This window comes from Lysobacter ciconiae, from assembly GCF_015209725.1.
GTDB lineage: Bacteria > Pseudomonadota > Gammaproteobacteria > Xanthomonadales > Xanthomonadaceae > Novilysobacter > Novilysobacter ciconiae.
On the sequence record NZ_CP063656.1, the window covers coordinates 1,668,258 to 1,680,874 of the forward strand.

The following is a 12,617-nucleotide window of genomic DNA, read 5'->3' on the forward strand; positions in this document are numbered from 1 at the left end:
TACGGTTGGCGAACTCACCAGGGACCGCCGCATGCCCCGCCGCCATGACATCGATGCGTTGCGCGTCATCGCCTTCGCCATCCTGATCCTCTATCACGTCAGCGGGGTGTATCAGCGCGACTCGGATTTCCACATTGTCAGCAGCTACCAGAACAGCTGGCTGGATTATGTCCGGATCGTGTTCAATCGCTGGCGGATGCCACTGATCTTCGCCATCTCCGGCATTGCCCTCGGGCTGGCGCTGCGGGGACGGAACCCGCGCAGCTTCATGCTTGCCCGCACCTGGCGCCTGCTGGTCCCGCTCGTTTTCGGCATGCTGTTCATTGTGTCCGCGCAGGCGTACTGCGAAGGGATCAGCAAGGGAACGATCGAAACCGGCTATGCCGCCTTCATGTGGCGGTATCTGCAACTGCGCCCGTGGCCGGCAGGCACTTTCGCGGGGTCCACCCACGGGATCACGTGGAACCACCTGTGGTACCTGGCCTATCTGTGGGTGTACACGTTGGTGCTGCTGGCGTTGGCGCCGCTGCTCCGCTCCACCCCCGCACAGCGGGCCATCGAATGGCTGGTCCGCCCGCGCGGGCTTGCCTGGCTGCTGATGCCCGCGGCGATGTTCTTTGCTTTCCTGGTGATCCTGAAACCGCGTTTTCCGGAGACCCACGCGCTGGTCGGCGACTGGTACCTGCACGCGGAGTACTTCCCGGTCTTCGTACTCGGTTTCGCTGTCGCCGACAAAGCCGCGATCTGGACCGGCCTGACCCGCCTGCGAAAGCCGTTGTTGGCCATCGCGGTGGCCTGCATTTCGGTGGAGCTGAGCCTCAAGGCAGCGGGCCAGTACCTGCCCGCCGGCGAGGTCCCGCTCTGGGCGCAGCATGTGCCCTGGGGCACGATGGAACGAGCCGCGCGTGCGCTGTACATGTGGTCGGCGCTGCTGGCGATCTTTGCCTGGGGCCACGCGCTGTTGAACCGCCCGATGCGCTGGCTCCCCTACGCCACCGAAGCCGTGTACCCGTGGTACATCCTGCACCAGAGCCTGATGGTGCTGGCCGCGTACTGGCTGATCCCTCTGCAGATCGGGCCCGTGCTGGAACCAGCGCTGGTGACAGTGCTGACGATCGCGGGCTGCGCGTTGCTGCACGAACTGGTGATCCGTCGCGTCGCAGTGCTGCGGCCACTGTTCGGACTCGGACTGGTGCCGCGGGGCGCGCGGCTTGAACGACGGCCAAAGGCAGCACCGCTGCAGGTCGACTGAGGCGTCCCGTCACGCCGCTTCGCGATGGACCACGACCAGCTGGATCGCGTCGCCGCCACGGTAGTCGTCCGCTTCCAGCCGGTACGCGATCCGCACCCGGGGCGGCGGTTCCTGCTCGTCCCAGCCACCGAAATGGATGGCGTTGACCCGCCGGCCAGCGAGCGCGAGCTCGAGCTTCAGGTGCTTCTGGCCGACGATGCGCCAGCCGAGCACATCGAATTCGCCGTCGAACTGGGGCTCGGGGAAGCCCTGTCCCCACGGGCCGCCGTGGCGCAGTGCATCGGCGCTGTGGCGGGTGAACTCGTCGGCGGCCAATTCGCCGTCACTGGGAATCTGCAGATGCAGCAACTCGGGCGACAGGGTCAGCTCGACGCATTTGCGGAACGCATGCTCGAACGCTTCCAGCGAGGCGAGCGGCAGGGAAAGCCCGGCGGCCATCGCATGCCCGCCAAAGCGCTCGATCAGGCCGGGGTTGCGCACATCGACCGTGGCCAGTGCATCGCGGATATGGAAGCCGGGAATCGAGCGCGCCGAACCGCGCAACATGTCGCCGCCCGGCTCGGCCGGTGCAAAGGCGATGGCCGGGCGGTGCAGCCGCTCCTTCATCTTGGAGGCGACCAGCCCGACCACGCCCGGGTGCCACCCCGGATCGAACAGGCATGCGGCCAGCGGCACGTCGCTGGTGTCCAAAGCCACCCGGGCAAACGCCTGCTCGGTTTCGTCGGTCATCTGCTGCTGGACCGCGCGGCGCTCGGTGTTGATGCGGTTGAGCGTGGTGGCAATCTCCCGCGCCTGGGTCAGGTCGTCAGTCAGCAGGCACTCGATGCCGACGGCCATGTCCTCCAACCGGCCCGCCGCGTTCAGGCGCGGGGCGATGGCGAAACCGATATCGCTGGCGCTCAACCGCGCCGGATCCCGCTGGGCGGCCTCGATCAGCGCCTGCAGGCCTGCGCATCCTTTGCCTGCCCGCAACTGGCGCAGCCCGGCCGCGACGAGGGCGCGGTTGTTGGCGTCCAGCGGCACCAGATCGGCGACGGTGCCGACCGCTACCAGGTCAAGCAACCGGCTGAGGTCGGGGCCGCGCCCGTTGCTGCCGCCGGTCAGCGAGCCGTCCGCGAGCAGACGTCGACGCAGGGCCAGCAGCACGTAGAACATCACTCCGACGCCGGCCAGCACCTTGCTGGGGAAGGTGTCACCGGGCTGGCTCGGATCGACGATCGCATCGGCGGGCGGCAGCGTGTCGCCGGGCAGATGGTGGTCCGTGACCAGCACCTTCCACTCCAGCGCCTTGGCCGCGGCGATGCCCGGGTGACAGGCGATGCCGTGGTCCACGGTGACCAGAAGGTCCGGCTGCAGCGGTGCGAGCTCGGCGACCAGCGCGGGCGACAGCCCGTAGCCATGAACCGCGCGGTTGGGGACGGCGTGGGAAACGCGCCGCGCGCCGAGCATGCGCAAACCCCGAACCGCGACCGCACACGCGGTCGCCCCGTCGCAGTCGAAGTCACCGACCACCAGGATGTGGCGGTCACCGGCGATCGCCTCAGCCAGCAGCGCGGTGGCGGCGTCCAGCCCGAGCAGGCCGTCGGGCGGCAGGAGATGGGCCAGGCGAGGACGCGCCTGTGCCTCGTTAAGCGCGCCCCGGGCGCCGTAGATGCGCCGGAGCAGTGGCGGAATGCTGTCCGGCCACGGTCCGGACCCGGCACCGGCCGGGCGACGAACGATCCCGCCGCGGCTCACTGCACGGAGTCCGGCGCCGGATTGACGAAAGACCGCATGGGCCGCCGCCAGAAACGCCAGCGGTTGCGCGGACGCATGTCCAGACGGTGGCCGTCGGCGAACTCAACGTCCAGCGACGCAATGCCGCCCGACCCCAGCTGCACCGACAAGAGCTGCCACCAGTCGCGATCGAACACCGCCAGATCCCGCAGATGACGCAGGTCGAACAGTCCCTCGCCATCCTGCGCCCAGCGCGCGGGGAGCGGACCGGCCGGCACGCCGGCGGCGGTCGCGAACGCGGTAAGGGTGTCGTCGTCGCTGGCGATCCGCGCATGCACGGTGCGCACGTGGTCCGGCAGCGTGCCGGCGCCCCAGAACCACAGCGAATTCACTGGCGCCAGACCCAGCGCTGCCCGTTCGGCATTGCGCGGATGGTTGTGCAGGATCACCTGCGCCTCGCTCAGCAGCGCCCGCCAGCGACGCCCGTCCGGGCCGTCGGGCAATTGCTCGAACAGATCGGCGCCCAGCGCGTTGTCCAGCGATGCCATCGTCGGCAGCTTCGCGCCGGCGGGCATTTGCAGGTACCAGCGTGACGGCACCGGCGCATCCAGCAAGGTCCCGCCATCGCCGAAGTACGGCTTCAGCGCCGGCAGGAACGCGGCGGTGTCCGCCTCGCTCAGCGACAGCGCGTCGCCGTGCGCCATCAGGCGTGCGCCGTTGATCTCCGGCTGGATATAGACCGGGTCCGCGCGCATCCAGGCCGATCCCGCCGCGTCGCCCGCGTCGCGCTGACGGGTGACGGCGGCGACCGGCCAGCCGCGCGGCAGCACGTCAAACTGGCGCTGCACCACCTCGCCGCCGGGATCGGAACGGTCGGCGCGGGCGAACCAGCGACCCGCGCTTTCCGACAGTCGCTGGCCGCCGAAGCGGCTGCGCGCCGGCATCAGCAGGGTGACCGCCCGTCGGGTCATCCTCAGACGACGTAACGGACGGCGACGATGTCGTATTCGCGGGTGCCGCCCGGTGCATCGATGATGATGCTGTCGCCCTCGTGGCGACCGATCAGCGCGCGCGCGACCGGCGAGGAAATCGCGATCAGGCCCAGCTTGATGTCGGCCTCCAGGTCGCCAACGATCTGGTAGGTCCGCTCCTCGTCGCTCTCGGTATCGACCAGGTCGACGGTTGCGCCGAACACGATCTTGTCGCCCACGTTCAGCGCGGCGATGTCGATGATCTGCGAGTTCGACAGCTCGCTCTCAAGCTGCTTGATGCGGCCTTCGATGAAGCTCTGCTGGTCACGCGCGGCGTGGTATTCGGCGTTCTCCTTGAGATCGCCGTGTTCACGGGCGTCGGCAATGGCGGCGATGACGGCCGGCCGCTTGACGGATTTCAGCTGCTCAAGTTCGGTGCGCAGACGCTGCGCACCCTTGGCGGTAAGGGGTGCTTGCATGGAATGGTCCTCGGGCCGGCGCGTGGCCGGCACTGGTTTTTCTGCGACGTCCCGATTGTGCCCGGGAGCGCCGGGGCAAAGCTAGGCGGTGGTCTTCACGGTCGCGTGCAGTTCCTGCAGCGACAGCACCGGCCCGGCATCACGGAACTCCAGCGACTGCAGCAATGCGCGTGCGCCGGCGATGGTGGTCGAATAGGTAATGCGCTGCTGAAGGGCCTCGCGACGGATCGAAAACGAATCCGAAATCGCCTGGCTGCCCTCGGTGGTATTGACGATGTAGACGATCTCGCCGTTCTTGATCAGGTCCACGATGTGCGGGCGGCCTTCATTGACCTTGTTGATCGCCTGGCATTCCAGGCCCTGCGCGCGCAGGAACTTCGCCGTGCCGCTGGTGGCGACCAGCGAGTAGCCGCGGGCGACCAGATCCTGGGCCACCGGCAGCACGCGCTGTTTGTCCGGATCACGCACGGAGACGAAGACCTTGCCGCCGTCGGGCAGCGCCTTGATGCTGGCGGCCTCCTGCGCGCGTGCCATGGCCGCGCCGAAGCTGCGGCCCACGCCCATCACCTCGCCGGTGGAGCGCATTTCCGGCCCTAGGATGGGATCGACGCCCTGGAACTTGGCGAACGGGAAGATCGCTTCCTTGACCGAGTAGTAGTCCGGAATGATCTCGCCCGTTGCGCCCTGCTCGGCCAGGGTTTTGCCGGCCATGCAGCGCGCGGCGATCTTCGCCAGCGCCATGCCGGTGGCCTTGGACACGAACGGCACCGTGCGCGACGCGCGCGGGTTCACTTCCAGCAGGTAGATCGTGTCCTCGCCGTTGCCGTCGTTCTGGATCGCGAACTGGGTGTTCATCAGGCCGACCACGTTGAGCGCCTTGGCCAGCGCCGTCACCTGCTCGCGCAGGCGCGCCTGGGTCTGCGCCGACAACGAGTACGGCGGCAGCGAGCAGGAGGAATCCCCGGAGTGCACGCCGGCCTCCTCGATGTGCTCCATCACGCCGCCGATCAGGACGTTGCCGTCCTTGTCGGCAATGATGTCCACGTCCACCTCGATGGCGTTGTCGAGGAAGCGGTCCAGCAGCACCGGCGACTTCTCCGAGACGCGCACCGCATCGCGGATGTAGCGCTCCAGGTCGGCATCGGAATGCACCACTTCCATCGCCCGGCCACCGAGCACGTAGCTTGGGCGCACGACCAGCGGATAACCGACCTCGCGCGCGAGCACGACGGACTCCTCGGCGTTGCGGGCGATGCGGTTGGGCGGCTGCTTCAGGCCCAGCTTGTCGACCAGCTGCTGGAAACGCTCGCGGTCCTCGGCCAGGTCGATGCTGTCGGGGCTGGTGCCGATGATCGGCACGCCGGCGGCCTCGAGCGCCTGCGCCAGCTTCAGCGGGGTCTGGCCGCCGTACTGGACGATCACGCCCTTGGGCTTCTCCAGCTCGCAGATCTCCAGCACGTCTTCCAGCGTCAGCGACTCGAAGTACAGGCGGTCGGAGGTGTCGTAGTCGGTGGATACGGTTTCCGGGTTGCAGTTGACCATGATGGTCTCGAACCCGTCCTCGCGCAGCGCCAGGGACGCGTGCACGCAGCAGTAGTCGAACTCGATGCCCTGGCCGATCCGGTTGGGACCGCCACCCAGGACCATGATCTTGTCGCGGTCCGTCGGATTGGACTCGCACTCGTCCTCGTAGGTCGAGTACATGTAGGCGGTGGTGGTGGCGAACTCGGCGGCGCAGGAATCCACGCGCTTGTACACCGGGCGCACCCCGAAGGCGCGGCGCAGCGAGCGCACGGCGGTCTCGTCGGTGCCGGTCAGCTGGGCCAGGCGCGCGTCGGAGAAGCCCATGCGCTTGAGCTCGCGCATGCGGCCGGCGTCGAGGGCGGACAGACCATGCGCGGCGACGTCCTTCTCGGCGGCGATGATCTCCTCCATCTGGTCGAGGAACCACGGATCGACGAAGGACAGCGCGTGCACGTCCTCCACGCTCATCCCGGCGCGGAAGGCATCGCCGATGTGGAAGATCCGCTCCGGGCCCGGCTCCTTGAGCTCGCGGCGGATCGTGGCCATGCCTTCATCGGTGGCCAGGTCGATGCCGGTCGGGTCGAGGCCGACCTTGTCGGTCTCCAGCCCGCGCAGGGCTTTCTGCAGCGACTCCTGAAAGGTGCGGCCCATCGCCATCACCTCGCCCACCGACTTCATCTGGGTGGTCAGGCGCGAGTCGGCCTGGGGGAACTTCTCGAAGGCGAACCGCGGAATCTTGGTCACCACGTAGTCGATCGTTGGCTCGAACGACGCCGGCGTCGCGCCGCCGGTGATGTCATTGCGCAACTCGTCCAGCGTGTAGCCCACCGCCAGCTTGGCGGCGATCTTGGCAATCGGGAAGCCGGTCGCCTTGGAGGCCAGCGCCGAGGAACGCGACACGCGCGGGTTCATCTCGATCACGACCACGCGGCCCGTCTCGGCATTGATGCCGAACTGCACGTTGGAGCCGCCGGTGTCCACGCCGATCTTGCGCAGCACCGCCAGGGAGGCATCGCGCAGGCGCTGGTATTCCTTGTCGGTCAGGGTCTGCGCCGGGGCGACGGTGATCGAGTCGCCGGTGTGCACGCCCATCGCGTCGAAGTTCTCGATCGAGCAGACGATGATGCAGTTGTCCGCCGTGTCGCGGACCACCTCCATCTCGAATTCCTTCCAGCCCAGCACCGATTCCTCGATCAGCACCTCGTTGGTCGGCGACAGCTCCAGGCCGCCCTTGACGATCTCCTCGAACTCCTCGCGGTTGTAGGCGATGCCGCCGCCGCTGCCGCCCAGGGTGAAGGACGGCCGGATGATGGTCGGGTAGCCAACCGTGGCCTGGATCTCGACCGCCTGCTCGAAGGTCTTGGCGATCGCCGCCTTCGGGCATTCCAGGCCGATCTCGGCCATGGCGACGCGGAACAGCTCGCGGTCCTCGGCCATCATGATCGCCTCGCGCCGGGCGCCGATCAGCTCGACGTTGTACTTCGCCAGCACGCCGTGGTCGTCCAGGTCGAGCGCGCAGTTGAGCGCGGTCTGGCCACCCATGGTCGGCAGCAGCGCGTCGGGGCGCTCCTTCGCGATGATCTTCTCCACCGTGCGCCAGTTGATCGGCTCGATGTAGACCGCGTCGGCCATGTCCGGGTCGGTCATGATCGTGGCCGGGTTGCTGTTGACCAGCACGACCCGGTAGCCCTCCTCACGCAGGGCCTTGCAGGCCTGCGCGCCGGAATAGTCGAACTCGCAGGCCTGGCCGATCACGATCGGGCCGGCGCCGATGATAAGGACGGTCTTGATGTCGGTGCGCTTTGGCATGTCAGTTGGCCTCCATCAGCGCAACAAACCGGTCGAACAAAGGGGCGACATCCTGCGGACCCGGACTCGCCTCGGGGTGGCCCTGGAAGCCGAAAACGGGTGCACCGGGGATCTCGATGCCCTGGTTGGAACCGTCGAACAGCGAGCGGTGGGTGGTGCGCAGGCTGGCAGGCAGGGTGGCTTCGTCTATCGCAAAGCCGTGGTTCTGGCTGGTGATCATGACCCGGCCGCCGTCGTCGAGCGCCTGCACGGGATGGTTGGCGCCGTGGTGGCCGGACTTCATCTTCATCGTCTTCGCGCCACTGGCCAGCCCGAGCAACTGGTGGCCCAGGCAGATGCCGAACATGGGGATGCGCTGGGCGATCAACTCGCGGATCGCGGCGATCGCGTAGTCACACGGTTCCGGGTCGCCAGGACCATTGGACAGGAACACGCCGTCGGGCCGCAGGGCGAGTACATCGGCAGCGGGTGTCTGTGCCGGCACAACCGTGACCCGGCAGCCGCGCTGGGCGAGCATGCGCAGGATGTTGCGCTTGATGCCGAAGTCGTAGGCGACCACGTGGAAGCGGCCTTCGCCCTGGGCGAATTCGTTGCTGTCCAGGTCGAGCTGGCCCTCGTTCCATTCGTAGCGCTCGTGCGTGCTGACCTCGCGGGCGAGGTCCATGCCCTGCAGGCCGGGGAACTTGCGCGCCGCCTCGACGGCATGGTCCGCGTTGATGCCATCGCCGGCCATCAGCGCCCCGCTCTGCGAGCCGTGGCTGCTGAGGATCCGGGTCAGCTTGCGGGTGTCCACATCGGCGATCGCGACCACGCCCTGGTCCTGCAGCCACTGCGGCAGCGCGACCTGGCTGCGCCAGCTGCTGGGACGGCGCGGCACGTTGCGCACGATCAGGCCGGCGGCCCAGATCCGCGAGGACTCGTTGTCCTGGTCATTGATGCCGGTATTGCCGATATGCGGGTAGGTCAGCGTCACCAGCTGGCGCGCGTACGAAGGGTCGGTGAGGACCTCCTGGTAGCCGGTCATGGCGGTGTTGAAAACCACCTCACCAACGGACAGGCCGGGTGCGCCTACGGAAACGCCTTCGAAGATGGTGCCGTCTTCGAGCGCAAGGATTGCGGGTTGGGTCACGGAAAAATCGCCTTGTCTGCCAGGGGATGCTGAGTCCATCGAGCGCAACACTGGCCAAATACCGGCTGCAGCAAAGCGCGGACGCGGTGGGGGTTCCGGTCCGACAAATGGGGTTCAGGCGAACGGGAATTCTAGCGATGAAGCGCTGCGAGTGCCAGTGCTGCGCATCCCACCGCCGGCGGTAAGCACAGCCGCCGGCGAAAAAAGGCGGCGCTACCGCAGCATGTCGCGCAGCTGATACCGGCCCGGCGCCTGCCCGGCAAGCCACGCCGCGGCATGCAGTGCGCCGCGGGCAAAGACATCGCGACTGGTCGCGCGGTGGACCAGTTCGATCCGCTCACCCGGCCCGGCGAACTGGACCGTATGCTCACCGACGATATCGCCGGCGCGCAGCGATGCGTAACTCGGCTGCGCACCGCCCTGCTCCGCGCGCGCGCCCAGGGCGAGTGCAGTGCCGGACGGCGCATCCAGCTTGTGCTTGTGATGGGATTCGACGATGTCGCAATCCCAGGTTTGCAGCAGCCTCGCGGCGCGTTCGACCAGATCACCCAGCACGGTCACGCCGAGACTGAAATTGGCGGCCAGCAGCACCGGCACCGTCGTGGCGGCTGCGTCCAGCGCGCGCTCGCCGGATGCGCTCAGGCCTGTGGTCCCGGAGACCAGCGGCACGCCGCGCTCAACGCACAGGCCCAGGATCGCTTCCAGGCCATCGGGCAGGCTGAAATCGATCGCGACATCGAACGCGGGCACGCCATGCAGTTCGGTCACGGCAAAGTACGGCAGACCGTCGACCACGCGTTGCGCCGGCTTGCTGCGCGAGACAGCCGCGACCGCTCGCAAATCCTCACGCGTCGCCAGCAGACGCAGCAGGGCCTGACCCATCCGGCCGGAGGCGCCGTGGATCAGGACACGGGTGACATCGGACGATTGCTTCATGCCCGCAGGCTATAGGCTGCGCGGCCGCGCGGGCAAGCGGCGCGGGACGTCTGCACCACCGTTTCCGCAGGAGCTTGCGGACCGCAGAGGGTCACTGGACGAGAGCGCCCTTCAGGGTGGGTGTTCCGTCCACCACCTCTCCCCAGACGAGCCACGCGGCCTCGTCGAGCACCGCCAGCCTGGGGATTCCACTGGCACGGCCGCGCGCGGCCAAGGCCGCGACCGGAATGCTGTGGGCAGCGCCGAGCTCGCGATCGATACGCGAGAGCATCAATTGCTGGCCGTCGCCACCGTCGCGCTCCTGCAGCCAGGACAGCAGCACATGCCCTTGCGCAAGCCCAAGCCCCAGCCGCCCCAGCACCTGCGGCCCATTGGCGACCGCGAGTGGCGGACCGAAACTGTCGCCGGCATCGTCGGAACGGGCGAGTCGCAGCTCGGAGTGGCCATCGGCCTCGGTGTACCAGGCCACCCATACGGTATCGCCCTCGGCAACGACCACCGGGCCGTTGACCGGACAGCCCGTCATCCACCAGCCATCGGCGTGCACGTCGCGCGGCGCGGTCCACGCCCCGCCCTCCAGGCGCACCAGGCGGATGTCGCGGATGTCGCCGGCGCTGCGCCCGCGGTAGACAACGACAGGACCGCGCGAGGTGATTGCCGAGGCCGTGGTGCAGCAGTCGCAGGTAGAGACGTCCAGCGGCCACTCGCTCGATTTCGACGCGGCGGCGCCAAGCGTGTTGGACGCGGGCGCGCGGTAGATGGCGGCGCGCAGCATCATCGCGCCGTCTCCGTGGCCGTGGCCGTCGTCGGCCGGCGCGCTGCCGGGGTGCTGATCGTTGGCGGTCGGCGCGGTTTCCGTGTCGGCCGAGCTGGATGCCGTGGCCTTCTGCCGGCTGTCCAGCCAAGCCATCCCCAGCTCATCGGATGTCTGGGGCCAGAAGGTCACGAATCCGTTGTCGCCCGGCAGATCGGGAAGGCTCACCAGCGTTGGCGGAGACCACGTCCGGCCGCCGTCGCCGGAACGCACCAGATCGATCCCGTAATCCGTACGTCCCTCACCGGTCTGCCGCAGCCAGTGCGCCCAGACTGAACCGTCCGGCAGCGCGTAGACGTGGGGCGTGTCCGCCCAGTTGAGGAACCAGTTGCCGCCGGTGCCTGCGCTGAGTGGATCCGCCCAGGCACCCGGGGCACCGGGCGCGGGTGACGCCAACCGGGCAATCCGCAGCTCACGATGATCGTCGGGCGCGGGCTGCATCCAGCTGAGCAGCAAATCGCCCTGCGGTGTGGCAACGAGGTCGGGATGCGCCGCTTCGCCGGTGACAGGCAGCGGCCACGGCTGGACCCGGGAAAACTTCTCCGGCGCGCCCGGCCAGTCGGCGGGCTCGACCGGCGCTTTGTCGGTGGAACACGCGACCAAGGCCACACAAAGCACCGCAACCAGCAGCCAAGCGGCCGAAAAGCGCCCGCTGCGAGTGGTTCTGATACGTCCGCCGTCCGTCATCGTCCAAGGCCTCCTGCAATCGCCGCGGCCATTCTTTCACGGCGGATGGACAACGAGGCCGCGACGTTCCGGTCACGGCCGGTGTTTCAACCCGGAACGGCGACTCAGGAGGAGGTCATCCGGTCCCAGAAACCTTTGACGCCATCCATGAACGTCGAGGAGCGCGGCGAGTGCCGGCTGGCGTGCTCGCCGGTGAAACTGGTTTCCAGCTTCTGCAGCAATTCGCGCTGCTCGTTGGTGAGGTTGACCGGCGTCTCGATGACCACGCGGCAATACAGGTCGCCGGGCCGGCGGCTGCGGACCGATTGCACGCCCTTGTCGCGCAGGCGGAACACCTTGCCAGTCTGCGTCTCGGCGGGAACCTTCAGTTCCACGTCACCGCCCAGGGTCGGCACCCGGATGGAGGCACCCAGCGCCGCCTGGCCCAGCCGGATCGGCACGTCGCAATGCAGGTCGTCGCCGTCGCGCTGGAAGAACTCGTGCTCGCGCACGCGGACCTCGACGTACAGGTCGCCCGGCGGCGATCCGGCAGGGCCGGCCTCGCCCTCGCCGGACAGGCGGATGCGGTCACCGTTGTCCACGCCGGCCGGGATCTTGACCTGCAGGCTCTTGCTGCCTTCGATGCGTCCCTGTCCGTGGCAGTCGCCACACGGGTTTTCGATGGACTGGCCGCGGCCGCCGCAATGCGGGCAGGCCTGCTGCATCGAGAAGATGCCGCGCTGGATGCGCACCTGGCCCCGACCGTGGCAGGTATTGCACGTATGCAGCTTGCCGTCGGCGGAACCGCTGCCCTTGCACTTTGCGCACGAGTCCAGGGTCGGGATCTCGATGCGCTTCTCGATGCCGGCCACCGCATCTTCCAGCGACAGCTCCATCACATAGCCGACATCGGCGCCGCGGCGCGGACCGCGTCCACCGCCGCCACCTCCGAAGATGTTGCCGAAGATGTCGCCGAAGATGTCGCCCATGTCGTCGGAATACCCGCCGCCACCGCCGCCCATGCCGTGCTCGAACGCCGCGTGGCCGTGCTGGTCGTACATGCGCCGGCGCGAGTCATCGGAAAGCACTTCGTAGGCTTCCTTGCACTCCTTGAAGCTGGCCTCGGCGGTTGCGTCGTCCGGGTTGCGGTCCGGGTGGTATTTCATCGCACAACGCCGGTAAGCCTTCTTCAGCTCGTCGCTGCTTGCCGTCCGGGATACGCCCAGGACCTCGTAATAGTCGCGTTTGCTCATGTACTGCCACTTCCCCTGCCCGTCGGACCAACGTCCGCGCGGTCTGGTTCAAAAATTTGTCGGAACGA

Annotated in this window: 9 protein-coding genes; 1 reads left to right on the forward strand and 8 read right to left on the reverse strand. The window is 68.0% G+C overall.

The window, feature by feature from the left end; all coding sequences use genetic code 11:
* Positions 1-31 precede the first annotated feature (31 nt).
* Positions 32-1,252: an acyltransferase family protein gene (locus INQ41_RS07615; RefSeq protein WP_193983303.1), complete on the forward strand. Its 1,221-nt coding sequence runs from the start codon at positions 32-34 to the stop codon at positions 1,250-1,252.
* Positions 1,253-1,261: 9 nt separating this feature from the next.
* On the opposite strand, the gene recJ is transcribed toward INQ41_RS07615, so the two are convergent.
* The 8 genes from recJ to dnaJ form a co-directional block, all read right to left on the reverse strand.
* Positions 1,262-2,989: a single-stranded-DNA-specific exonuclease RecJ gene (recJ, locus tag INQ41_RS07620; protein ID WP_193983305.1), complete on the reverse strand. Its 1,728-nt coding sequence runs from the start codon at positions 2,987-2,989 to the stop codon at positions 1,262-1,264.
* Positions 2,986-3,939, reverse strand: a complete 954-nt coding sequence (locus INQ41_RS07625; RefSeq protein ID WP_193983307.1) for a phosphoglycerate mutase — start codon at positions 3,937-3,939, stop codon at positions 2,986-2,988. Before INQ41_RS07625 ends, recJ begins: the two co-directional genes overlap by 4 nt.
* Before the next feature lie 2 nt (positions 3,940-3,941).
* Entirely contained in the window at positions 3,942-4,418 is a 477-nt protein-coding gene (gene greA, locus INQ41_RS07630; RefSeq protein WP_193983308.1) for a transcription elongation factor GreA, read from the reverse strand.
* Between the two features lie 81 nt (positions 4,419-4,499).
* Complete coding sequence (carB, locus tag INQ41_RS07635) at positions 4,500-7,751, reverse strand: carbamoyl-phosphate synthase large subunit (protein ID WP_193983317.1); 3,252 nt, start codon at positions 7,749-7,751, stop codon at positions 4,500-4,502.
* Between the two features lies 1 nt (position 7,752).
* Entirely contained in the window at positions 7,753-8,880 is a 1,128-nt protein-coding gene (carA, locus tag INQ41_RS07640; RefSeq protein WP_193983328.1) for a glutamine-hydrolyzing carbamoyl-phosphate synthase small subunit, read from the reverse strand.
* A gap of 213 nt (positions 8,881-9,093) precedes the next feature.
* Entirely contained in the window at positions 9,094-9,816 is a 723-nt protein-coding gene (gene dapB / locus INQ41_RS07645) for a 4-hydroxy-tetrahydrodipicolinate reductase (protein WP_193983330.1), read from the reverse strand.
* 91 nt (positions 9,817-9,907) lie between these two features.
* The gene (locus INQ41_RS07650; protein ID WP_228076541.1) at positions 9,908-11,239 is read right to left on the reverse strand and encodes a hypothetical protein; all 1,332 of its coding nucleotides are present in this window, start codon (positions 11,237-11,239) and stop codon (positions 9,908-9,910) included.
* Between the two features lie 182 nt (positions 11,240-11,421).
* A complete protein-coding gene (gene dnaJ / locus INQ41_RS07655; RefSeq protein WP_193983332.1) occupies positions 11,422-12,549 on the reverse strand; it encodes a molecular chaperone DnaJ in 1,128 nt (375 codons plus the stop codon).
* Positions 12,550-12,617 lie beyond the last annotated feature (68 nt).